Source organism: Acidovorax sp. GW821-FHT10E04 (assembly GCF_059415185.1).
The window spans coordinates 401725-425509 of record NZ_JBWKMT010000005.1 but is presented as its reverse complement, the minus strand read 5'-3'; the positions used below and the strand labels follow the sequence as shown (position 1 = coordinate 425509).

Genomic DNA, 23785 nt, shown 5'->3' with positions numbered 1-23785 from the left:
CCTCCAGCCTTCAGATTTTGAGTGTTTTTGGCCTCCAGCGCTTATCCACCAAGCGCCAACAGCTATTAAATTTGAAGCACCATCAACCCATGGCGCCTGCGACCAGGGGGTTTGCCGCCAGCTGACCTGCACCAAACCGCACGGTCACCAGCAAGCCGCCCAGGCGCGGCGAGGCCCCCAGTTGCACGGTGGCGCCATGGCTTTGCGCGATGGCCTGCACGATGGCCAGGCCCAGGCCGCTGCCGGGAGCGCCATCGGCGGTTTCGCGCACAAAACGCTGCATCACGCGCTCGCGGTGTTCGGGGGCGATGCCCGGGCCGCTGTCTTCCACCGTGAGCACGGCATGGCCGTTGTCGGCGCGCACCTGCAGGTCCACCCGGCCGCCGGGCGGGGTGTACTTGATGGCGTTGTCGAGCAGGTTGCGCGCCAGCATGCGCAGGGCCTCGGCGTTGCCGGGCACGGTGGCGGCGTCGGAATCGAGCAGGCCCACATCCATGCCGCGCACCTGGGCGGCGGGGGCCACGTCGGCCAGGGCCAGCTGCGCCACGGCGCGCAGGTCTACCGGGTCGGTGGCGGCCGTTCCGGCCTCTTGCCGGGCGAGGGTGAGTAGTTGCTCCACCAGGCGCGTGGCACGGTCGATGCCGGCGGACAGGCGTTCGATGGCGGCGGCGCGCGCCACATCGTCGCCCGCGCGCTGCAGGCCCTGCAGCTGCAGGCGCAGCGCGGCCAGGGGCGAGCGCAGCTCGTGCGCCGCATCGGCCACAAAGTGCTGCTGGGCGGTGAAGGCGCGCTGCACGCGTTCGAACAGCAGGTTGAGTTCGCTCACCAGCGGCTGCACTTCGTCGGGCAGCTGCGCGTCGTTCACCGGCGAGAGATCGTCGGCCTGCCGCTGGGCCAGCTGCCGGCGCACGCGCTCCACTGGGGCCAGCGAGCGGCTCACGCCCCACCACACGGCCAGCACCAGCAGCGGCGCCATGATGGCCAGCGGCGCCAGCGTGCGCAGCGCCAGGCTGCGGGCCATGTCGCGCCGCGCGGCCATGTTCTGCGCCACCTGGATGACCTGCGAGCGCGTCTGCATCGAAAACACCCGGTAGGTGCCGCCGCGCGCCTGCACGTCGGTGAAGCCCAGCACGGCGATCTGCGGCAGGGCCGCGCCCACGGCCGATTCAAAGATGCGCAGGCCCTCGTTGGTCCACACCTGCACGATGAATTCGTGGTTCTCGTCCTCGGGGTCCAGGCCCGGCCCCAGGCCCTGCGCATCCACCGGCAGGCCCGAACGCAGGGCCAGCGCGGTCTGCTGCATGTGGTAATCGAACAGCGCATCGGCCTCGGCCAGCGCGCCCCGGTAGGCCAGCGCGCCCTGCACCGCCCCGGCCAGCACGATGGCCGCGAGCAGAAACACCAGCAGCCGCATGCGCAAGGATCGGGGAAGCAGCCCCTGGAGGGCCTGGGTGAGCTTGCGGGTCATGCCTTGGGTACGAGATAGCCGACGCCGCGCACGTTGAGCAGCACCTCCGCGCCGAGCTTCTTGCGCAGGCCGTGGATGTAGACCTCCACCGCGTTGCTGCTCACCTCGTCGCCCCAGCCGTAGAGCTTGTCTTCGAGCTGCTGGCGCGACAGCACCATGCCGGGCCGGGCGATGAGCGGCTCCAGCACCGCCCATTCGCGCGCCGAGAGCACGACGGGAACACCCTGCACCGTGGCCTCGCGCGTGGCGGGGTTGATGCACACGCCCTTGTGCTCGTACACCGGCTCGGCCCGCCCGGCGGCGCGGCGCAGCAGCGCGCGGATGCGGGCGAGCAGCTCGTCCAGGTCATAGGGCTTGAGCACGTAGTCGTCGGCCCCGGCGTCGAGCCCTTCGATGCGCTGGGCCACGGCGTCGCGCGCGGTGGCCACCAGCACGGGGGTGCGGTTCTTGCGGGCCCGCAGGTCGCGTAGCACGGCCAGGCCGTCGCGCTTGGGCAGGCCCAGGTCGAGCAGCACAAGGTCGTAGGGCTGGGTGCGCAAGGCGGTGTCGGCCGCATCGCCGTCGCGCGCCCAGTCCACGGCGTAGTGCTCGGCGCGCAGCAGGTCCTGCACGGCTTCGCCGATCATGGGGTCGTCTTCAACAAGCAGGAGGCGCATGGCAATGGGTTCAATGGATCGAGGGGAATCGCCCCTCAAAGGATAGCGGTGGCGCCACGGCCCACCGCAATGCGGAGCATCCCGTTCGCCGTTTTTCTGTCACATCACTGTCACAATCATCGTGCGTCGGGCCCACTGCCCGACCCTCAGTTCGATCCATACCAACAGAGAACAAGGAGCAAGATCGATGGCATTCCACAAGATTCGGTTCATTTCCGCCGCGGCCGTGCTGGCCGCGCTGTCGGCAGGCGCCCAGGCACAGGGCGCGGTCAACGCGCTGTGCAGCACCGACGCCCCCTGGTGCGAAGCCGCCGCCAAGGAGTTCACCAGGAAGACCGGCATCAAGGTCAACCAGGCCCACAAAGGCACGGGCGAGATCGCGGCCCAATTGCGCGCCGAGGCCAACAACCCCAAGACCGACATCTGGTGGGGCGGCACGGGCGACCCTTTCCTGCAAGCGGCCGAGCAGGGCCTTCTGGCCGAATACCGCCCGGCCTACCTGCATGACCTGCACGGCTGGAGCGTGCGCCAGTACGCGATGTCGGGCCACCAGGTGGGGGGCTTCTACAGCTCGGCCATCGGCTTTGGCTACAACACCGAGACGCTCAAGAAGAAAAAGCTGCCCGAGCCGCAGTGCTGGGCCGATGTGATCAAGCCCCAGTACAAGGGCGAAGTGGAAATCTCGCACCCTGCTTCCAGCGGCACGGCCTACACGGTGATCGCGGGGCTGGTGCAGCTCATGGGCGAGGAGAAGGCCTTCGACTACCTCAAGGCGCTGCACAAGAACACCACCACCTACACCCGCAGCGGCCAGGCGCAGGCACCCAACGTGGCCAAGGGCGAGGTGGGCGTGGGCATCACCTTCATGTTCAACTTCGAGAAGTGGAAGGCCGACAAGTACCCGGTCAAGACCCAGGCGCCTTGCGAAGGCACCAGCTACGAGGTGGGCGGCATCGCGCTGGTGAAAGGCGCGCGCAACATGGAGAACGCCAAGAAATACTACGACTGGCTGATGAGCCCCGAAGGCCAGGCCGTGGGCGCCCAGGTCGGCAGCTACCAGGTGCCCGCCAACAAGAGCTTCAAGATGGACCCGCGCATCCCGACGCTGGACAACGTCAAGCTCATCAAATACGACTTCGAGAAATACGGCAAGGCCGCAGAGCGCAGGCGCCTGATCGACCGCTGGACCAAGGAAGTGGAGGCGCTGCCGCGCTGATGCGCGCAGCCCGCCGCAGGATCTTTTCCGACGGCGGGCCTCCCCCACGGCTTACCCCAGGCGCACCGGCACGAAGATCTTGTCGCCGTTGCGCTCGATGAGCAGCGCCACCGACTTGCCCGCCTTGGCCATGGCCGTGCGCACCTGCTCGATGTTCCGGGCCGGCGCGCCGTTGATGGCCAGCAGCACGTCGCCCGGCTGCACACCGGCCGCCGCGGCGGGGCCCCGCGCCTGCTCGATCACCAGGCCCTCGCTCACACCCACCTCGCGGCGCTCCTGCGGGTCCAGCGGGCGCAGCGACAGCCCCAGCTGGCCCTTGCCCACGGCATCGTCGTTGCGCGCCTGCTTGCTGGCCTTGTCGCTGGAATCACCCAGCGTGGCGGTCAGCTCCAGCGGCTTGCCCTGGCGCCACACCGAGAGCCTGGCCTGCTGGCCCGGCTGCGCCTGCCCCACCCAGGCGGGCAGGTCGCCCGAGGCCACGATGGGCTGGCCATCCACCTGGCGGATCACGTCGCCGGCCTGCAGGCCCGCCTTGTCGGCCGGGCTGCCCTTGCTGACGCTGGCGACCAGGGCGCCCTCGGGCTTGTCGAGCGCGAACGATTCCGCAAACGCCTGGTTCACCTCCTGCACGGCCACACCGAGCTGCGCGTGGCGCACCTTGCCGGTGGCGACGATCTGGTCCTTGATCTTGGCCGCCAGCTCGATGGGGATGGAGAAGGACACGCCCTGGTAGCCGCCCGAGCGGCTGTAGATCTGCGAGTTGATGCCCACCACCTCGCCGCGCGCATTGAACAGCGGCCCGCCCGAGTTGCCGGGGTTCACGGCCACATCGGTCTGGATGAAGGGCACCAGGCTGTCGTCGGGCAGCGAGCGGCCCTTGGCGCTGACCACGCCCGCCGTCACGCTGTTCTCGAAGCCGAAGGGCGAGCCGATGGCCAGCACCCATTCGCCCACCTGCAGGTCGCGCGTGCTGCCCAGGCGCACGGTGGGCAGGTTCTTGGCGTCGATCCTGAGCACGGCCACGTCGGTCTTGGGATCGGAGCCCAGCACCTTGGCCCGGAACTCGCGCCGGTCGGTGAGCTTGACGATGACCTCGCTCGCGCCCTTGACCACATGGGCGTTGGTCAGCACCAGGCCGTCGGGGCTCACGATGAAGCCCGAGCCCTGGCCGTGCGTGGGCACGTTGGGCTGGCCCTGCGCACCCCCGCCGGGAAAACCGAACTGGCGGAAGAACTCGTAGAACGGATCGTTCGGGTCGATCTGCGGGCCCCGGCGCTGGCGCGCTGTGGGCTGCCCTTCGTCATCGTCCTCGTCGTCATTGGCCATCGCCGTCTTGGTGCTGCCCGTCACGCTGATGTTGACGACGGCAGGGCCGTTCTGCGCGGTGATCTGCGCGAAGCTGGGCAGCGCGCCGCCCGGGGCCGCCGGGGTCTGGGCCACGATGGGCGCGGAGGGGGTCAGGGCCCGGGCCTGGTGCCCCGTGATGAGGCCCGCGCCGGTGGCACCCACCGCGCCTGCGGCCACCAGGGCCAGGATGAGGCGGCGGGGGGTGGAGGTCAGCGTCGTGGTGTTCATGGTGTGGTGCCTTTCCCATCGGAGTTGCGATGGAGGGCAGTGTGGGCACCAACACTTAGACCAAACTTAGAGCCGGGAACGCGCCAGGCTCGGCGCGTCGAACGTTGCCGCCTGTTGTGGTGCTCCTCCTCGTGCTGCCTGCGACACGGCGCCCGGCCAGAACCGCTTCGGCGGGCTTTGCGAGCCGCTTCGGGGCGACCCAGGCTACACCGCCCCGCGCCCCTTCTGGCTCTCGAAGTACACCACCTTGCGGGCGCGCATCACGTCGCCCAGCGGCCGGTGCGCCGCCAGTGCCTGCCAGGGGTCGAACACGGCGGCCTCCACCTCGGCGGCCAGCGCGGGGTCGGCCGCAGGATCCTGCCGGGGCAGGGTCAGCCGGGCCACGGTGGTGTAGGGTGTGGGCCAGTCCACGCTGGCATCTTCGATGGGGGTGGTGGCCTCGTCCACGAAGGGCTGCAGTTGCAGGTCCCACACCAGGTCCTGCTGGCGCAGGCGGGCCGAAAACTCGGCGTTCCAATCGTCCTGCACCTGGGTGACCGGCGCGCCGTTGGAGGCATGGGGCAGCAGGCGCACACGCACCGCATAGGGCCCACACGCGATGGGCGCGGCACTGTGCACGGCATGGGCGGCAAAGCCCCCGAAGGGCCGGCCGAAGGTCTTGACCGTCTTGGCGATCTGCCTGGCGGCCCCCAGCAGCCCGTGGCGCTGCACCAGGAACTTGATCAGCGCGCCGCCGCCATGCGAGGCAGCCACCACAAAGTCCACGAACTCGCCGCTTTGGGGAAAGGCGAACTTCTCCTGGTTGATGAGCGTGAAGTCCTGGCTTTTGGCGGGCCCGTTGCCCAGGGCGGAATCGCCCTTCACCCCCAGCACGCTGAACGAAAAGCCCCGGATGTCGGGCTTGCGGTCGGAGGTCTTGTCCATGCCGCCATTGCTCAGCCGCACCCGCACGTCGTACTGTGCGGGCTGGGCAAACAGCCCGTGGGACGCAAACGCAGGCAGATCGCCCAGCACCTGCAGCTGGCCCCGCGCGGCGGTGAGCTGCTTGCGGTGCAGGCCACGGCCATTGCCGTACTTGTGCGACTTGCGCGCCTGTAGTTCGGCGAACTGGCGGGCATACCCGGCAAAGCGCCGGGCTTCGTCGGGCGCCACCACTTCCTTCCAGTCAGTGCTGGGTGCAACGGTTGTATCCATGAGCGACCTCGGTTGAAAGCCAGGTGGCATGGTAGCGCGACCTGCCGAAAATCGGGACCCTCGCCGGCCACCGCGCTCAGCGGCTGCGAAACCGGTACACGATCGCGCCCCGCACCACCTCCCCGGGCGCCAACCAGCGCATGGGAAAGGCGGCGTGGTTGGGCGCATCGGGGTACTCCATGGGTTCCAGGCAGATACCGTCACCCGGCTGCCAGAGCCAGTTGCCCTGCCGCGCGCCACGGCCCCGGTCCCGCGCCGGGTCCGCCTTCAGGCCATGGCCCGCATAGACCTGCACGCCGGGCGCTGTGCTCCAGACCTCCATCGCACGGCGGCTGACGGGCTCGCTCAGCAGCGCGGCCAGCCGAAGGCCCGACGGGGTGATGGATGACACGGGCGGCGCACGGGATGCATCCGGCTCGTCCAGCACCAGGTAGTGGTCCAGCCCGCCGGCCTGGGCCAGTTGTTCGCTGGGCACCGCCACAGCATCGCCCACGCGGCGGGCCTCGCGGAAGTCGAATGGCGTGCCCAACACGCCAGCCAGCGCGCCCGTGGGGCACACGTCGGCGGCCAGCGGCACATAGCGGCTGGCGGGCACCTGCAGGGTGTGGCCGTGGGTACTGCCACGGCCCGCCAGGTTGAAGAACGCATGCCCGGTGAGGTTCAGCACGGTGGGTGCGTACAGCGCCTCGGCCGTCCAGGCCATGTGCAGCGCGTTGTCGGCCGTGACCTGCAAGCGAAGCTGCAGGCGCACCGTGCCCGGCACACCGTCGTCTTCGGTGCGAAAGGTGTGGCCCAGGGTGAGCGCATCGTCCCGCACCTCCTCCACCGCAAACACCTGGAAGCGGCTGCCCCGTGGCCCGCCATGGTGGTGGTGGGGACCGCTGTTGGTGGGCAATTGCAAAAGCGAACCATCCGGCAGGGTCAGCTTGCCTGCGCGCAAACGCCCGGCCCAGCGCCCGATCAATGCGCCCATGGAGAGCTGGCCGTCCAGGTAGCCCTGCAGGCTGTCGTAGCCCAGCGCCACATCGGCCAGGCCACCCTGCCCGTCGGGCACCGCCACCTGCACCAGGCGGGCGCCGTAGTTGCTCACGGCCACCTGCAGCCCGCCCGCGCCACGCAGGGTGAACAGGTCGGTGCGCTGGCCGTGGAGCTCTTGTTGAAACGCTTCGCGGGAAAGGGAGTAAGCCATGGCCGCAAGTTTAGGGGGCCTCTATTTGGCGGCGGGTGGCGCGGCTGGCGCATCGCGCGTCACCAGCCAGATGCCCGCGCACACCAGCACCAGGGCCAGCAGGTTCTTCCACTCCCACAGCGCCTCGCCCAGGAACAGCGCCGACAGCGCCGCGCCAAAGATCGGCACGGTGAAGTTGAACACCGTGACCTGGCTCACGCGGTTGTGTTTGAGCAGGATGCTCCACAGCGAGAACGCGGCCGACGACAACAGCGCCAGGTACACCAGCAGCGCGGTGGAGCCCCACGTGAAGCCCGTGAGCGACCCGCCCAGACCCCAGCCGATGGCCAGCAGCGCCACGCCACCCAGGCCCAGTTGCCAGCCGGTCATCACCACCGAATCCATGCGCTGCGAAACCTGTTTACCGTAGATGCTGGCGGCAGCCAGCACCAAGGCAGCGATCACCACAAAGCCTTCGCCCAGCAGCGTGAAGTCCATGTCCAGCGTGCCGCGCCCCAGGTTCACCACCATCACGCCCACGAAGCCCACCACGCAGCCCCAGAGCTTGGCGTGGCTCAGGCGGTCGTTGTGATAGACCCAGTGCGCCAGCAGCACGCTGAAGAAGGTGCCGGTGGCATTCATGATGGAGCCCTTGACCCCCGTGGTGTAGGCCAGCCCCACGTAGAAGAACACGTACTGCAGCGTGGTCTGGGACAGACCCAGCACCACCAGCTGGCGTGCGCTGCCCGCCCCCAGGTTCACGATGGGCTTGCGCTGCGCCAGCGCCCAGGCCAGCAAGATGAGCCCCGCCCCCAGAAAGCGCCAGCCGGCGAACACCAGCTGCGAGGGAATGTCGCTCCTGGCAATGCCGAACCAGGCGTAGCCGGTCTTGATGGCGGGATAGGAGCTGCCCCAGAGCAGGCAGCACAGCAGCGCCAGCGCCACCAGGACCTTGCGGTCGGAAAAACGGGTGTGACCCATGTGAGTTCAGCTCTCTCTAGTGACACAGCCCGTGCAAGGACGGGCTGTGTGGGAGGAGGCTCGCAGCTCCAGGACGCAAACTGCAAGACCACGGTTTCTGCTATCCATTGCGCTACGCACCACCCCCAACGCATGCAAAGGGCGCAGCCCAGGCGAGGGCAGCCGCGCAAGGGCCGCCCCGCCGCGCTGGCTGCGTCCCACTCCCGTAGCGCGCAGCGCGTAGAGAGACGGGGAAGGCGCGAAGCGACTCAGGGGGTGTCACTTCAAGTCACCGGCGCGGGGTTGAACAGCACCAGCGCGTTGTGCAGCTTCCACTGCTCGGCCCAGGTCTTCTTGCGGCCGCTGGCCACGTCGAGCAGCAGGTGGAACATCTCCCAGCCCAGGTCTTCAATGCTGGCCTCGCCGTCGGCGATCTTGCCGGCGTTGATGTCCATCAGGTCATTCCAGCGGCGGGCCAGGTCGGTGCGCGTGGCCACCTTGACCACGGGGCATTCGGCCAGGCCGTAGGGCGTGCCCCGGCCGGTGGTGAACACGTGCAGGTTCATGCCAGCGGCCAGCTGCAGCGTGCCGCAGATGAAGTCGCTGGCGGGCGTGGCGGCGTACACCAGGCCGCGCTGGTCACGGTGCAGCTTCTCGCCCGGGGCCAGCACGTGCGAGATCGGAGCAGTGCCGCTCTTGATGATGGAGCCCATGGCCTTTTCGGCGATGTTGGACAAGCCACCGGCCTTGTTGCCCGGCGTGGTGTTGGCGGCGCGGTCCACGCGGCCCCGGTCGAGGTACTGGTCGTACCAGCCCAGTTCGCGCACGATGGACTGGGCCACTTCGGGCGTGGCGGCGCGGCTGGTGAGCTGCTCCACGGCATCGCGCACCTCGGTGTTTTCACTGAACATCACGGTGGCGCCGGCGCGCACCAGCAGGTCGGCGCAAAAGCCCACGGCCGGGTTGGCGGTGACGCCCGAGAACGCATCGCTGCCACCACACTGCACGCCCAGCACCAGCTCGCTGGCGGGGATGGTCTCGCGGCGGCGGGCGTTCAGCCGTGTGAGGTGCGGGCGCGCGCTTTGCACGATGTGGTCGAGCATGGACATGAAGCCCACATGCTCTTCGGCCTGCAGGCACACGGTCTCCGGGCCCAGCGCCGCATCACGCTCGTCGGTGATGGGAAAGCTGCCCGGGGGCAACAGGCGGTCGGGCTGAAGCTTTTCGCAGCCCAGGCTCACCACCATGACCTCACCCCCAAAGTTGGGATTGAGGCTGATGTTGCGCAGGGTGCGGATGGGGATGATGGCGTCGGGCGCATCGATGGCCACGCCGCAGCCATAGGTGTGCTCCAGGCCGATCACGTCATCCACCTGCGGGTACAGCGGCAGCAGCTCCGCCTTGATGCGGCGCACCGCCAGGGCCACGACCCCCGCCACACACTGCACGGTGGTGGTGATGGCCAGGATGTTGCGCGTGCCCACCGAGCCGTCTGCGTTGCGGTAGCCCTCGAAGGTGTAGCCCGTGAGCGGTTCGAGCACGGGCGGCTTCACGGTGGCCATGGGCAGACCTTCGAGCGCGCGGGCCGAAGGCATCTGCAGCAGGCGCTCGTGCACCCAGCTGCCTGCCGGGATGGGCTTGAGCGCGTAGCCGATGGGCACGTTGTAGCGGCGCACCACCTCCCCTTCGGCCATGTCCGTCAACGCCACCTTGTGGCCTTGGGGCACCTTGTCGCGCAGGGTGACGCCCGCGCCCGGCACGCCCTCGGGCAGCACCGTGCCTGCGGGCAGGCCACCGTCGTTGGCGACGATGGCGACGTTGTCGTCCGCGTGCATGCGGATGGTGAGGGGTTCTCGCATCGGGTCGTTCACTTCATGTCCGCTTCGTGTTTTGCACGGCCGTGCTCATCCACCGGCCTTCAGCACCAGGTCCGGCAACCACATCGAAAACTGTGGCACGTAGGTCACCAGCATCAGCGCCACGATGAGTGCGCTGTAGAACGGCCAGATGGTCTTCATCACCTCGCCCACGGAGATGCCGCCGATGGTGCAGCCGATAAACTGCGTGGTACCCACCGGCGGCGTGTTCAGGCCCAGCGCGCAGTTGATGAGCATGACGATGCCGAACTGCTCGGTGGTCATGCCGAATTGCTGGCAGATGGGCAGGAAGATGGGCGTGCAGATGAGGATGGTGGCCGCCATGTCCAGGAAGGTGCCGAGCACGAACAGGATGATGTTCACGCACAGGAAGATCACCCAGGGCGAGGTGCTCATGGACTTGAGCGCATCGCCCGTCAGCTCGGCCACGCCGTACAGGCCGATCAGGTAGCCGAACATGGACGAGATGCCGATCAGCAGCAGCACGGTGCCCGTGGTCTTGACGGCCTTGGAGGCGGCCTTGAGGAACTGTTCGCGCGTGAGCTTCTTGTAGACGAAGACCGACAGCACCAGGGCCCACACCACGGCCACCGAGGCTGATTCGGTGGCCGTGAACGCCCCCGACAGAATGCCCGCGATGATGATGACCACCACCGCCAGCCCGGGGACTGACGCTCTGAAGGAGATCCACACGATCTCCCAGCCGGGGAAGGTGCCCGCAGGGTAGCCGCGCTTGACGGCCACCAGGTAGGCCGCCAGCAGATTGCACACCGTGAGCAGCAGCGCCGGCACGATGCCCGCGAGGATCAGCGCCGCGATGCTCACCTTGCCGCCGGCGGCCAAGGTGAAGATGATCAGGTTGTGCGACGTGGGCATGAGCGCGCCCACCAGCGAGGCGTGCGTGGTCACGTTCACCGCGTAGTCAGCGTGGTAGCCCTCTTTCTTCATCTGCGGGATGAGCACGGCGCCCATGGCGGACACGTCGGCCACGGGCGAACCCGACACACCGCCGAACAGCGTGCAGGCGAGCACATTGCTCATGCCCAGACCGCCGCGCACATGGCCGGCCACGCTCTTGGCAAAGTCCACGATGCGGTCGGCGATGCCGCCGTACATCATGATCTCGCCCGCGAAGATGAAGAACGGGATCGCCAGGAACGAAAACGGATTCATGCCCGAAATCATCTGCTGGAAGCCCACGGCCAGCGGCAGGCCTTCATACAGGATGGTGGCCAGCGACGACAGGCCGATGGAAAACGCCACGGGCACGCCCAGCAGCAGCAGGAGCGTGAAGGTCACGCACAGAATGGTCAACGCCATGATGGTGGAATCTTTACAGGAACGTTAGGGTGCTGGGCGGTACGCAGGGATTGCTTCGATCGTCCCCGGGGCGCTCCGCATGCGGCGGGCGTGACCCAGGCCAGGGCAGCCGAGCCAGGGCCGCCCCGCCGCGAGGGCTGCGTCCCCCTGCTCGCGTGGCGCAGCCATGCGAGAGCGGGGGGAAGCGCTGAAAGCGCTCAGGGGGGTGTGCTTCATCTCAATGCCAGGCGGGCTCGACCTCTGTCCCGCGGACCAGGGCAATGATGTGCTCCAGGGAGAACATCGCCACCAGCACGCCAGCGAGCGCGGGGGGAACGTACTTGAACGCTTCGGAGATGCCGAGCGTGGGAATCTTGTAGGGCGCCACGGACTCGGCCAGCACGCCGCAGTTCCAGGCCATGACCACGCCGAAGACCAGCACCAGCACGTGGATCACGATTTCCAGCTTGTGGCGCAGCCAGTCGGGCGCCAGTACCAGGAACGATTCGAGGCCGATATGGCCCGCGTCACGCACACCCACCGCCATGCCCAGCATGGTGACGTACAACACCAGCAGCACCGCGCCGCTTTCGGCCCAGGTCGGCGTGTTGTTGAAGATGTAGCGGCCGATGACCTGGTAAAGCACGGCGCAGACCAGCAGCACCAGCCCCGCCGCCCCCAGTTGCAGACAAGAGCGCGCGATGAAGGCGCAAAGACGCGTGTACATAGAGAACATTCAGAAGACGGAAGGAGGGACCCGCCACAGGACGCACGGCCCTGCGGCATGGAACGCCAGGATTACTGCACCGCGTCGATGCGCTTGACCATGTCCTGGAGCTTGGGGTCCTTCAGGAACTTGTCATACACCGGCTTCATCGCGGTCTTGAAGGCCGCCTTGTCGATCTCCACGATCTGTGCGCCGCCGGCCTTGACGGTGGCCAGGGACTTTTCTTCACGCTCGTCCCAGATCTTGCGCATGAAGCCCACCGATTCCTTGGCGGCGGCGCGGATGGCCTTCTGGTCGTCGGCGCTCAGCGTGTCCCACACGCGCTTGCTGAACAGCAGGATCTCGGGCGCCATCGAGTGCTCGGTCTTGTTGAAGTACTTGGCCACTTCGAAGTGGCGCGAGCTTTCGTAGCTGGGGTAGTTGTTTTCGGCGGCGTCCACCAGGCCGGTCTTGAGCGCGGTGTAGACCTCGCCGAAGGGCATGGGGGTGGCGTTGGCGCCCATGGCCTCGAGCAGGGACACCCACAGGTCGCTCTGCTGCACGCGCACCTTCAGGCCCTTGACGTCGGCCAGGGTCTTGACGGGCTTCTTCACGGTGTAGATCGAGCGCGCGCCGCTGTCGTAGAAGGCCAGGCCCACGAAGCCCTGCGATTCGCAGTCCTTCAGGATCTCGTCGCCGATGGCGCCATCGAGCACCTTGCGCATGTGTTCCTTGTCGCGGAACAGGAAGGGCATGGTGGGCACCATGGTGGCGGGGCAGATGTTGTTCATGGGCGCGACGTTCACGCGCGTCATGGCGATGGCGCCCAGCTTGGTCTGCTCGATGGTGTCCTTCTCGATGCCCAGGGAGCCCTTGGCGTACACCTTGATGCCGTGCTTGCCGCCCGTGGCCTTGGACAGCGTCTCGCCCATGTGGCGCACGGCCAGCACGGTGGGGTAGTCCTCGGGGTGGATGTCCGACGAGCGGAATTCCGTGGCCTGCGCGGTGAGGCCGCCGAGCACGATGCTGGCGGCAAACGCCACGCGGCCCATCAATTGGGGAATTTTCATGGTTGTCTCCTGGGTTGAAGTGTTGTGAATGGGGGAGAGTTCCGAAGCCTGTTGTCTTCAGGCGCTCCGATAGGGTGTTTCCGGCAACCCCGCCACGCCGGGGCGGGTGGCAAAAATGGCGCCGCCCAGCGCCACGTCGTCGCCCTGGGGCTGCCCGGGGCGGATGGAGGTGATGAACAGCACGTCCAGCCCCGGGCCGCCGAAGCTGCACATCGAGGGCTTGCTGGTGGGCACGGCGATGGACCGGTCCAGCCGGCCGTCGGGCGTGAAGCGGTGCACCACGCCAGCGTCGTTGCCGCAGATCCAGTAGCAGCCGTCGGCATCCACCGCGCCGCCGTCGGGCCGGCCGGGCAGATCGCGCATGTCCACGAACAGCGAGCGTTCGCCCAGGGACCCATCGTCGTGCAATGGCAGCTGCCAGATCTGCTGCACGCTCGGGTGGCTGTCGCTCAGGTACAGGGTCTTGCCGTCGGGGCTGAAGCCCAGGCCGTTCTGCGTGACCAGTCCCTGCACCTGCGGTGCCGACAGGCCGCGCTGTCCGTCCATGCGGTACAGGCTGCCCGCGGCCTGCGCCAGCGACATGTCGCGCACCATGGTGCCCGCCCAGAAGCGGCCCTGGCGGTCGCAGCGGCCGTCGTTGAAGCGCATGCCGGGCCGGGGGTGGTCCACGCCGGCCAGCAGGGTGGCGGCCAGGGTGCCTCCCACTTGGGGCTGCAGGTGAAAGACGCCCGTGTCCATGCCTGCGATCAGCCCGCCGGCCGCATGCAGCGCGATGCAGGCGGGGCGCTCCACCGTCTCCCAGCTTTGCACGCGCTGGTCCGCATAGGTCCAGCGGTGCAGCTGGCGGCCTTCGATGTCCACCCAGTAGAGCGCCTGCTCGGCGGGGTTCCAGACGGGGCTTTCGCCCACCTGGTCGCGGTGGTCGGGCAGCAGCAGGTCCACGGGGGGCGTCATCGGGGCGCTCATTCGAAGGGACCCGTGCGCACGAACGGGCCGCCCTGGTAGATCACGGCGGGGTCGGTCAGGTCGGGGTGCGGGTCGGCCGCCTCGACCTTGGCGCGGAAGGGCTCGGAGCTGTCCTGCGGCCGGTAGCCGATGTGGCGCGCCAGCGTGTTGTCCCACCAGGTGGTGGTGTTGTCGCCCATGCCGTAGATGGTGCTGTGGCCCACCACCGGAGCGGTCAGGCTGGCGACCACCAGGCGCTCCAGGTCGTCATAGCTCATCCAGGTGGCGAGCATCCGGCGGTTGCGGGGTTCCGGGAACGAGGAGCCGATGCGCAGGCACACCGTCTCGATGCCATGGCGGTCGAAGTAAAAACGGGAGAGGTCTTCGCCAAACGCCTTGGACAGGCCGTACAGGCCGTCGGGCCGGGCCGGGTCCTTGAGGCCCACCACCTCGTCTTGCCGGTAGAAGCCGGTGACGTGGTTGGAACTGGCGAACACCACCCGCTTGACGCCCTGCTTGCGCGCCGCCTCATACAGGTTGTAGGCACCGATGATGTTGGCCTGCAGGATCGGCTCCCAGGGCTGTTCGGTGGACACGCCGCCCAGGTGCACCACGGCATCGACCCCCTCCAGCAGCGCGAGCATGGCACCGGCATCCTCCAGCCGCGCGGGGCGCACCTCTTCCCCCGCGCCTTCCTGGCCCAGGTCGGCCACGTCGGACAGGCGCAAGGTGCCGCAGTAGGCCTTCAGGCGCGTGCGCAGCTCGCGCCCCAGCCCCCCGGCCGCCCCGGTCAGTAACAAGCGTTGGAAACGGATGGCGGTGGGATGGCAAGGCATGGCGGTTACAAAGGCGGGGGTTCTTGGTACAGTGGCAACAGATTCTGTTGAACGTCATCAGTTGTCGTACAACAAAAATGCAATGTACTGCTTCTCCCCACGGCGCCACATAGGGATAACACCAAGAGATGAACACCGATACCGCGCTTCGCCGCAAGCCTCGCACCCTGGCCCTGGAACTGGTCGATTCCCTGGGGGACCGCATCCGCGATGGCAGCCTGGCACTGGGCGACAAGCTCCCCACCGAAGCGGCCATCATGGCCGAGTTCAGCGTCAGCCGCACCGTCGTGCGCGAGGCGATTTCCAAGCTGCAGGCCTCCGGCCTGGTGGAAACACGGCACGGCATCGGCACCTTTGTGCTGGGGCTGGGGCAGGCACCGGGCTTCAAGATCACCCCCGACCAGTTCAGCACGCTGCGCGACGTGATCGCGGTGCTGGAGCTGCGCATCGGCGTGGAAACCGAGGCGGCCGCATTGGCCGCCCAGCGCCGCACCGAGGCCAACCTGAAGGCCATGCGCGAGGCGCTTGATGCGGTGGCCGCCGCCGTGGATGCCGGCCGCGACGCGGTGGCGGCGGATTTCCAGTTCCACCTGGAAATTGCGCGCGCCACGCAGAACAGCCATTTCGCCGAACTGATGGGCACGCTGGGCAGCATGATCATCCCGCGCGCGCGGCTGGCCTCACCGGATTCGGGGGACGATGAACGGCGCCAGTACCTGCGCCGCGTCAATGGCGAACACGAAAGCATCTACGACGCCATCGTGGGCCAGGACCCCGACGCCGCGCGGGCCGCCATGCGCACCCATCTGGCCAACAGCCGCGAGCGCAGGCGGCGCGCGCAGGCCGAGGCGAGTTGACGCGCCCGCGCCGTGGGCATCGGCCCTCTCGCCTGTCTGATGCGAAGTATCCGGTTGTCTCATCAGTACTAACCCGCAGGTCTGAGAGGTCTCAAATGTTGTACGATGACATACAACAAGGCTTTCAAGCCCGTTTGCCGCACGACGGCAGATGGCGGCGGGCACCTGCGGGCGAGCTGCCCGCGCCGCGCCACCGCCACCCGGCCTTGCGGTACGCTGCGCAGCCACAGCCCGTCGGCGCCCCGCCACGGGCCCTGGGCGCGGCGCGGCATTCCGCCGAGGGCAGGCACTGCCTTCCGCACACCCTTTTCACTTCACTCACCAACCCACCACAGCCATGCATGCAAACCTGATCGGCGGCGCCTGGACAGACGGCGTCCGCACCTATAGCAACACCAACCCCTCGGACACCCGCGACGTGATCGGCGACTACGCCGTGGCCAGTCGCGAGCAGGCGCTGGAGGCCGTGTCGGCAGCCCACGCGGCCTTCCCGGCCTGGAGCGTGTCCACGCCCCAGCAGCGTTTTGACATCCTGGACGCGGTGGGCAACGAGATCATCGCCCGCAAGGCCGAGCTCGGTGACCTGCTGGCACGCGAAGAAGGCAAGACCCTGCCCGAGGCGATTGGCGAAGTGGGCCGCGCGGCCGCCATCTTCAAGTTCTTCGCCGGCGAGGCGCTGCGCCCCGGTGGCGAAGTGATGCCGTCCGTGCGCCCCGGCGTGGGCATCGAGATCACGCGCGAGCCCCTGGGGGTGATCGGCATCATCACGCCGTGGAACTTCCCCATCGCCATCCCGGCCTGGAAGATCGCCCCGGCACTGGCCTATGGCAACTGCGTGGTGTTCAAGCCCGCCGAAGTGGTGCCCGGCTCCGCCTGGGCGCTGGCCGACATCCTGCACCGCGCGGGCCTGCCGGCCGGCGTGTTCAATCTGGTGATGGGCCGCGGCTCGGACGTGGGCCAGGTGCTGCTGGAAGATGAGCGCATCGCGGGCGTGAGCTTCACCGGATCGGTGGGCACGGGCCAGCGCGTGGCGGCGGCCTGCGTGCCGCGCGGCGCCAAGGTGCAACTGGAGATGGGCGGCAAGAACCCCTTCGTGGTACTGGACGACGCCGACCTGGCCGTGGCCGTGGGCGCTGCGGTGAACAGCGGCTTCTTCTCCACCGGCCAGCGCTGCACCGCCAGCAGCCGCGTGATCGTGACCGAGGGCATCCACGACCGTTTCGTGGCCGCCATGGTCGAGAAGATGAAGACCCTGAAGGTGGACGACGCGCGCAAGGCCGGCACCGACATCGGCCCCGTGGTGGACGACCGCCAGCTGGCGCAGGACCTGGAATACATCGGCATCGGCCGGCAGGAGGGGGCCAAGCTCGCCTACGGCGGCGAGGCCCTGGAGAAGAACGCCGACGGCGCACCCGGCTTCTACCTGCGCCCGGCCCTGTTCACCGAGACCACGCCTGGCATGCGCATCAACCGCGAAGAGATCTTCGGCCCCGTGGTGAGCGTGTTGCGCGCGAAGAACTACGACGAAGCGCTGGCCCTGGCCAACGACACGCCCTTCGGCCTGGCCAGCGGCATCGCCACCACCAGCCTCAAGCACGCCACGCACTTCAAGCGCCACGCGCAAGCCGGCATGGTGATGGTGAACCTGCCCACGGCGGGCGTGGACTACCACGTGCCCTTCGGCGGCCGCAAGAGCAGCAGCTACGGCCCGCGCGAGCAGGGCCGCTACGCCGCCGAGTTCTACACGACGGTGAAGACCGCCTACACGCAGGCCTGAACCGGGGGCCTTCCCGCATCACCGGCCCTGCGGACGGTGGTGCGCGGGCACGGCGCACCACCCGCCGGGTTTTGAGCAAAATGGCTCGCAAGCGCTCATGGGTAAAACGCCGACAGCTATTCTATTGATAGCAACCAATGCCTATGCTGGTGGTGGTGTGCCCGGCAACCGGGAGCGAGAACATGCCAGGGGCGGCACGCCCACCGTCCGCGAGCCGCCACGCGGCAGGGCCCGGCAAAGATAAAGCCGCAGGGCGGACTCCAAAAATGTATCCAATGGTTACACTGACGATGCCGCCTTGTTTCACGGGCGGCAGTGTCCATCCCTGCCCTCTCTTCTTCATCCCCCGCACGGGGAATCTGCGCCATGAAAATCTCCCCCCTCTTCGCCGCCCTGGCCCTTGTTCTTTCGGCCAGCAGCGCGGTGCACGCCGCAGATGACTACAACCGCCCACCCGCGGGCGACGCGCAGTTTCGCCAGTGCCTGAGCCATTCCGCCAAGGTCTACCAGGGCGGCAACGAAGCCAGCCCCATCAAGGGCCAGACCAAGGCCCAGGCGTGGTGCACCTGCATGTGGAACGAAACGCCCGAGGACTTCAAGGGCAACCTGGTGACCTTCTCCGAAACCCGCAAGGGCAAGGAAACCAACAAGCTGTGCGAGAAGCACGCCGACTGGAGCGAATGAACGAGCGCCCGGGCACTGCTCACAGGCCCCATGAACAAAGCCGCCCTCGGGCGGCTTTGTTCATTGCGCAGATGACCGGAACATGCTGACGGTCTCAGGCCCGGCTGCGCAGGGTGCGGCTGAGCAAAATCACGGGAACCAGCCCCACCGCCACCAGCGCCAGCGACGGCAAGGCCGCCTCGCCCAGCCGCTCGTCGCGCGCCAGCTGGTAGGCCACCACGGCGAGGGTGTCGCTGTTGAAGGGGCGCAGCACCATCGTGGCGGGCAGCTCCTTCATCACGTCCACGAACACCAGCAGCGCGGCGGCGGCGGTGGAACGCTTGAGCAGCGGCCAGTGCACGCGCGCCAGCAGCCCGCGGCTGCCGACACCCAGCATGCGGGCCGAGTCGTCCAGGCTGAGCGGAATGCGCGCGTAGCCGCTCTGCATGGACTGCAGGGCCACCGCGCAGAACCGCACGAGGTAGGCCCAGACGATGCCAAACGCCGTGGCGGTGACGAGCGCGCCCACGCCCCACTGCGGCATGGCCGCCTGCAGCCAGCCCACGGGCAGCAGCAGGCCCACCACGATGACGGCGCCCGGCACCGCATAGCCGACGCTGGCCAGCTGCACCACGCCGCGCGTGACGGGGTCGGGCTGGCGGCGCACCGCAAAGGCCAGCGCCAGCGCGATGGCCACCGCCAGCGCGGCCGTGATGCCGCCCAGGCGCACGCTGTGCCAGGCCCATTCCATGAAGCGCTCCCACGGCAGCACCGACCAGTCGGCCGCCAGCGGCCGCAGCATGAAGGCCACTGGCGCCACGAAACCCATGACCACCGGCACCGTGCAGACCGCCCATGCCGCCCAGCGGCGCGCTCCGCGCAGCGCCAGGGGCTGCGCCTCGGCCGAGCCCGCTCGCCCGCCGCCGGTGGCAAAACGCATGCGCTTTTGCGCACGGTGCTCCATGTGCAGCAGCACCATCACCACCACCAGCAGCATGGTGGCCAGTTGCGCGGCCGCCAGGCGGTTGTCCATGGACAGCCAGGCCTTGTAGATGCCGGTGGTGAAGGTCTGGATGCCGAAATAGCTCGCCACGCCGAAGTCGGCCAGGGTTTCCATCAGCACCAGCGCCACGCCGGCGGCGACGGCGGGGCGCGCCAGCGGCAGGGCCACCGCGCGGATGCGGCGCGGCAGCGGCGCGCCCAGCAGGCGCGCGGCCTCCATGAGGTGCGCGGCACGCTCGCCCAGCGCCGTGCGCGCCAGCAGGTAGACATACGGGTACAGCGAGAAGATGAACACCCACACCGCGCCGCCCAGGCTGCGCACTTCGGGCAGGAGGCGGCCTTCGAGGCCAAAGGTGCTGCGCAGGCCCACCTGCAGGGGGCCGCTGAACTGCAGGAAGTCGGTGTACGCGTAGGCCGTCACATAGGCGGGCATGGCCAGCGGCAGCAGCAGCAGCCACTCCAGGGTGCGGCGGCCGGGAAAGTCGAACAGCGTCACGGCCGCCGCGGCGCTGGTGCCCACGATGGCGGCGCCCAGCGCTACCATCACGCTCAGCTGCAATGTGGTCCACACATAGCCGGGCAGCACGGTGGCGGCCATCTCGCGCAGGATGGCCCCGGCCTGGGCGTCGCCCTGGCCCGAGGGCGAGAACGGAAACCACGAGGCCAGCACCGCCAGCACGGGCAACGCCAGAAAGCCTGCGAACAGGACCAGGGGAATGGTGCGAAAGGCGAAGGGCGTGCGACGCAAGGGGCGGGAGCTCGGCAGAGGGGGTGGGAAGAAAACGCACACCCGCACGGACGGCAACCGGGCAACGCTCAGGAATGCAAATGCGAATTTTAAGCATTCACTCCCCTACCCCATAAAATGCAGACATGTTTCTTGAGGTCTCCCAACTCGAAGTGCGCTATGCGGGCCGTGCGCAGGCCGCGGTGCAAGGTGTCACGCTGGGCCTGCACGCAGGCGATATCGGCGTGCTGATCGGCCCCTCGGGCTGCGGCAAGACGACGCTGCTGCGCGCGGTGGCGGGGCTGGAGCCGGTGAGCGGCGGCGAAATCCGGCTGACCAAGGGCCTCGTGAGCAGTGCCGCGCTGAGCGTGCCGCCCGAACTGCGGCGCATCGGCATGGTGTTCCAGGACTACGCCCTGTTTCCGCACCTGTCGGTGGGCCGCAACGTGGCGTTCGGCATCCACGCGCTGCCCCGGGCCGAGCAGGCCGCGCGCGTGACCGAGGTGCTTCAGCTGGTGGGGCTGGAAGGCAGCGAGAACCGCTTTCCGCACGAACTCTCCGGAGGCCAGCAACAGCGCGTGGCGCTGGCACGCGCCCTGGCGCCGCGCCCGCAGCTCATGCTGCTGGACGAGCCCTTCTCCAACCTCGACGTGGACCTGCGCGAGCGCCTCGCGCACGAGGTGCGCGGCATCCTCAAGGCCGCGGGCGCCACGGCGCTGTTCGTCACGCACGACCAGTTCGAGGCCTTTGCCATCGGCGATGTGATCGGCGTGATGCACGAGGGCCGCCTGCACCAGTGGGACGACGCGTACACCCTGTACCACCGCCCCGCCACGCGCTTCGTGGCCGACTTCATCGGGCACGGCGTGTTCGCCCCCGCCACGCTGGTGCAGCGCGGCAACAACGTGGTGGCGCAAACGCCCCTGGGCGAACTGACCGACCTGGACGAATGCCCCCTGCCCGCCAGCTACCCCGGCGGCGAATGCGATGTGCTGCTGCGCGCCGACGACATCGTGCACGACGACGATGCGCCGGTGCAGGCGCAGATCGTGCGCAAGTCGTTCCGGGGCGCCGAATTCCTCTACACGCTGCGCCTGGCCAGCGGCCAGACCATGCTGGCCCACGTGCCCAGCCACCACGACCACGCCCTGGGCGAATGGATCGGCATCCGCGCGCAGGTGGACCATGTGGTGACCTTTCCCCGCGAGTGACGGCGTGCGCGGCCCGATGCCGCGTCAGTCCAGGAACCGTGCGGCCATCCCGGGCACGGGCACCAGGCAGGTCTCGGAGCGCCCCCATATCCGGTAGCGGTTGCGCGCCACCCGGCGGTATATCGCGTCGCGCACGGGCGCGGGCACCAGCCATCCCAACCAGGCCAGGCGCCAGGGCCACCCCAGGCGGTGCAGCACGCGCAGGATGGCCGCCGTGTGCTGCCAGCTGCGGCCATCCTCCATGACGAGCAGGGTCTGCAGCCCATCCACCTGCAGGCCCGCGCCGGCCAGCAGCCGCCGGCCGGTGGCGCCCTGCATGGAGGCGAAACGGATGCGCCCCGCGCGGTCGTGCCGCAGCAGGAACCGCACCCAGCCGTTGCACAGCAGGCACTGCGCGTCGAACACCACGATCATGGAGGAAGCCCCTCTGTGGCTGGCACGACCAGGTGGCCCCGGTAGTGAACCACCCGCCCCACCCACGGCATGGTGGCCTGCACGTGGAAATGCAGGGTATCGCCCCGCCCGGTCTCCTCGGCCACCACGCGCGGGCGCAGCCACGCGGGGCAAGGGATGCCCAGGAAATGCAGGTGCTGCAAGCGCATGACCAGCCGGCCCTGCTGTTCATCGAGCACGAAGCCCAGCCGCGCGGCCCCCAGATGCTCCACCACCCGGCCGCCGGATTCGCGCAGGGTGGAGCGCATGGTCCGCGCGGGGAAGCAACGCGTCCACACCTCGGCGCCGGGAGTGGCATCCAGCTCGAAGACGATGTCGCCCTGGACCGGGCGCAGTGGCGCCCCCAGCGCCCACGCGAGCAGGCGGCCCATCGCGCCCGCCGGAGCCTCGACCACCACCTTGCCCCGAAGCCTGTGCCGGCCCGACAGGCTGTGAAACCGCGCCAGCGCAGGCGCCAGGCGCCCGAAGGCCGGGCCCATGGCGCGCTGGTACAGGGAAGCAGGGGTGGGAGCAGGCATGGGAAGGGGCAGGAAGATCTGGCGGCGCGCAGCGTCCGGCCGCACCGGCAAGGGAAACGAACCGGCAGGGCCCGCGCCTGCCCGCCAGTCTAGCGCGCGGACACCGGTTGCTTCGCAGGCCCGGACACGAAAAAAAGCCGGCGCGTGCCGGCTTGCCTGTGCAGGGGCACGGTGCCCATGCCCGGGGCGTGGGCCGCGTACGCCGGGGCGTCAGGACTTGCCCTTGCGCTGCAGGCCCTCCAGACCATTGAGGTCCACCTGGCCCAGGATGCCCCGCAAGTCCTTGACGCCCATGTGGTCGCCCTCGACGCTGACCACCAGCCCGTTCTTCAGGATGGCCTTGAACTCGGCATGGCTGCCGTCCTTCTCGTAGCGCTGGTGCAGCGTGCGGCCGCCCTCCTGCCACGTCTTCTCGGCGCTGATCTGGTCTTCCTTCTCGCCCTGGGCCATGCCCATGGCCATCACCGCCATCTGGCCCAGGCCGCCGATGTCGGTGATCTCCAGGCGGACCTGCTTGCTGCCGCTGCCGTATTGCGCGCTGGCCTGCCTGGTGGGCAGGCCCAGCGCCGCGCCGTCCTGCACGTCGAAGCCGGTGCGCGGCAGGCCCGCCAGGCTTTCGGGCAGCGCGGCCTTGAGCGATTGCGCGGCAATGGCCTGGCCGCCCCCCAGCGCGCCCGCCGCGGCCGCTGCGGCCTTGCCGGTGGCGGCCGCGATGGCGGCGGGGTCCTGGCCCTTCTGGGCCTGCTCCAGCTGGCGCGCGGCTTCTTCCATCTTCTTGCCGGCAGCTTCCAGGCCGGCGGTGTCGATGGACACCTGCCCCTTGGGCGTGTTCAGGGTGACGGCAGGCGCCGCGGCGCCGCCGAACAGGCTTCCGCCACCGGGCATGAAGACCGAGCTGACGGCACCGATGACCACGCCCATGACGATGGCCGCGATGATGACGACCACGGTGTATGCCACCGACTTCTCCGGTGCGCTCTTCATCAGCACGGGCAGGCCGGTGTAGAGCAGGTAGATGGAATACAGCGCCGCCAGCAAACCCAGCATGGCCAGCGCCGGCAGCAGGCTGAACACCCCGCCCAGCATGGCGGCCGTGCTGGCATAGACCGCCACCTTGAGGGCCTGGATCTGGTTCTTCTGCCCCCCGAACGCAGGGGCGAGCGCATCAATGATGAGCGCGAGCACGAACACGCCCACCAGGCTAAGCACGTACGACACCACCATGTTCACCAGGCCGGAAACCAGGGGCACGCGAACGGTCACGCCAAAGCCGCCGAAGCCGATCAGCGACAGGCCGATGAAGCCGCAGACCACCGGGATCGCGGCCAGGATCATGTAGTAGCGGGTGAACAGGGTCGCCGCATCGGTGGATTCGGATTCGATGGCGACCCAGGTCTCCTTGGGTTGCAGAAGAATGCTCTTGGCGCGCTCAATCAGGTTCATGGTGCCCTCCCGGCAGTGTGAGTGGTGCCTGCTGCCGCCGTGCCGCAGGCCGAAAGACGCGGACGATACGGGAAATTGCCCGCAATTGGGCGCTGTTGCCACACCGTCGCCGCCGCAAACGTGGAATATGCACGTTTTTGGGCCGCAGAACCACCCCGCTTGCG

General features: G+C 68.6%; 21 protein-coding genes. 5 read left to right on the top strand and 16 right to left on the bottom strand.

Translation table 11 applies throughout. The features are described 5' to 3' along the window. Positions 1-82: 82 nt before the first annotated feature. Positions 83-1468: an ATP-binding protein gene (locus AC07OC_RS18175; RefSeq protein ID WP_218339649.1), complete on the bottom strand. Its 1386-nt coding sequence runs from the start codon at positions 1466-1468 to the stop codon at positions 83-85. Continuing rightward, positions 1465-2124: a response regulator transcription factor gene (locus AC07OC_RS18170; RefSeq protein WP_218295998.1), complete on the bottom strand. Its 660-nt coding sequence runs from the start codon at positions 2122-2124 to the stop codon at positions 1465-1467. Before AC07OC_RS18170 ends, AC07OC_RS18175 begins: the two co-directional genes overlap by 4 nt. A gap of 187 nt (positions 2125-2311) precedes the next feature. Between AC07OC_RS18170 and AC07OC_RS18165 the strand changes: the two genes are divergently transcribed. Beyond that, positions 2312-3340 (top strand): ABC transporter substrate-binding protein, encoded by a 1029-nt coding sequence (locus tag AC07OC_RS18165; RefSeq protein WP_218295999.1) that lies wholly within the window; start codon positions 2312-2314, stop codon positions 3338-3340. Between the two features lie 51 nt (positions 3341-3391). Here AC07OC_RS18165 and AC07OC_RS18160 read toward each other — a convergent pair whose 3' ends face one another. From AC07OC_RS18160 to AC07OC_RS18115, 10 genes are all read right to left on the bottom strand, one after another. After that, positions 3392-4915 carry a DegQ family serine endoprotease gene (locus AC07OC_RS18160; RefSeq protein WP_218339650.1) on the bottom strand — a complete coding sequence of 508 codons (1524 nt, stop codon included), beginning with the start codon at positions 4913-4915 and terminating at the stop codon, positions 3392-3394. A gap of 204 nt (positions 4916-5119) precedes the next feature. Next, complete coding sequence (locus tag AC07OC_RS18155) at positions 5120-6109, bottom strand: catalase family protein (protein ID WP_218339651.1); 990 nt, start codon at positions 6107-6109, stop codon at positions 5120-5122. 76 nt (positions 6110-6185) lie between these two features. Further along, positions 6186-7298 carry an aldose epimerase family protein gene (locus tag AC07OC_RS18150; RefSeq protein WP_218339652.1) on the bottom strand — a complete coding sequence of 371 codons (1113 nt, stop codon included), beginning with the start codon at positions 7296-7298 and terminating at the stop codon, positions 6186-6188. A gap of 21 nt (positions 7299-7319) precedes the next feature. Next, on the bottom strand, positions 7320-8258 hold the full coding sequence (locus tag AC07OC_RS18145; protein WP_218339653.1) for a DMT family transporter: 939 nt from the start codon (positions 8256-8258) through the stop codon (positions 7320-7322). 263 nt (positions 8259-8521) lie between these two features. Continuing rightward, positions 8522-10096 (bottom strand): galactarate dehydratase, encoded by a 1575-nt coding sequence (garD, locus tag AC07OC_RS18140; RefSeq protein WP_255591065.1) that lies wholly within the window; start codon positions 10094-10096, stop codon positions 8522-8524. 45 nt (positions 10097-10141) lie between these two features. Beyond that, the gene (locus AC07OC_RS18135) at positions 10142-11434 is read right to left on the bottom strand and encodes a TRAP transporter large permease (RefSeq protein ID WP_218296005.1); all 1293 of its coding nucleotides are present in this window, start codon (positions 11432-11434) and stop codon (positions 10142-10144) included. A gap of 217 nt (positions 11435-11651) precedes the next feature. Then, positions 11652-12140 (bottom strand): TRAP transporter small permease, encoded by a 489-nt coding sequence (locus tag AC07OC_RS18130; protein WP_218339655.1) that lies wholly within the window; start codon positions 12138-12140, stop codon positions 11652-11654. A 71-nt stretch (positions 12141-12211) separates the two neighbouring features. After that, positions 12212-13189, bottom strand: a complete 978-nt coding sequence (locus AC07OC_RS18125; RefSeq protein ID WP_218339656.1) for a TRAP transporter substrate-binding protein — start codon at positions 13187-13189, stop codon at positions 12212-12214. 57 nt (positions 13190-13246) lie between these two features. Further along, entirely contained in the window at positions 13247-14143 is an 897-nt protein-coding gene (locus tag AC07OC_RS18120; protein WP_218339657.1) for an SMP-30/gluconolactonase/LRE family protein, read from the bottom strand. Between the two features lie 8 nt (positions 14144-14151). Then, positions 14152-14970 carry an NAD-dependent epimerase/dehydratase family protein gene (locus AC07OC_RS18115; RefSeq protein ID WP_218339658.1) on the bottom strand — a complete coding sequence of 273 codons (819 nt, stop codon included), beginning with the start codon at positions 14968-14970 and terminating at the stop codon, positions 14152-14154. A gap of 128 nt (positions 14971-15098) precedes the next feature. Between AC07OC_RS18115 and AC07OC_RS18110 the strand changes: the two genes are divergently transcribed. The 3 genes from AC07OC_RS18110 to AC07OC_RS18100 all read left to right on the top strand — a co-directional run bounded on the left by AC07OC_RS18110 (position 15099) and on the right by AC07OC_RS18100 (position 18288). Continuing rightward, positions 15099-15827, top strand: a complete 729-nt coding sequence (locus AC07OC_RS18110) for a FadR/GntR family transcriptional regulator (protein WP_218296010.1) — start codon at positions 15099-15101, stop codon at positions 15825-15827. A gap of 337 nt (positions 15828-16164) precedes the next feature. Next, positions 16165-17604: an aldehyde dehydrogenase family protein gene (locus AC07OC_RS18105; protein WP_218296011.1), complete on the top strand. Its 1440-nt coding sequence runs from the start codon at positions 16165-16167 to the stop codon at positions 17602-17604. A 366-nt stretch (positions 17605-17970) separates the two neighbouring features. Further along, a complete protein-coding gene (locus AC07OC_RS18100; protein WP_218296012.1) occupies positions 17971-18288 on the top strand; it encodes a hypothetical protein in 318 nt (105 codons plus the stop codon). Positions 18289-18382: 94 nt separating this feature from the next. Here AC07OC_RS18100 and AC07OC_RS18095 read toward each other — a convergent pair whose 3' ends face one another. After that, the gene (locus AC07OC_RS18095) at positions 18383-20017 is read right to left on the bottom strand and encodes an ABC transporter permease (RefSeq protein ID WP_494601876.1); all 1635 of its coding nucleotides are present in this window, start codon (positions 20015-20017) and stop codon (positions 18383-18385) included. A gap of 125 nt (positions 20018-20142) precedes the next feature. On the opposite strand from AC07OC_RS18095, the gene AC07OC_RS18090 reads away from it, so the two are divergent. After that, complete coding sequence (locus AC07OC_RS18090) at positions 20143-21207, top strand: ABC transporter ATP-binding protein (RefSeq protein ID WP_494601875.1); 1065 nt, start codon at positions 20143-20145, stop codon at positions 21205-21207. 24 nt (positions 21208-21231) lie between these two features. Here AC07OC_RS18090 and AC07OC_RS18085 read toward each other — a convergent pair whose 3' ends face one another. The 3 genes from AC07OC_RS18085 to AC07OC_RS18075 form a co-directional block, all read right to left on the bottom strand. Then, the gene (locus tag AC07OC_RS18085) at positions 21232-21621 is read right to left on the bottom strand and encodes a thiol-disulfide oxidoreductase DCC family protein (RefSeq protein WP_494601874.1); all 390 of its coding nucleotides are present in this window, start codon (positions 21619-21621) and stop codon (positions 21232-21234) included. Further along, complete coding sequence (locus AC07OC_RS18080; RefSeq protein WP_494601873.1) at positions 21618-22178, bottom strand: DUF4166 domain-containing protein; 561 nt, start codon at positions 22176-22178, stop codon at positions 21618-21620. Before AC07OC_RS18080 ends, AC07OC_RS18085 begins: the two co-directional genes overlap by 4 nt. 210 nt (positions 22179-22388) lie before the next feature. Further along, on the bottom strand, positions 22389-23621 hold the full coding sequence (locus AC07OC_RS18075) for a Yip1 family protein (RefSeq protein WP_494601872.1): 1233 nt from the start codon (positions 23619-23621) through the stop codon (positions 22389-22391). Positions 23622-23785 lie beyond the last annotated feature (164 nt).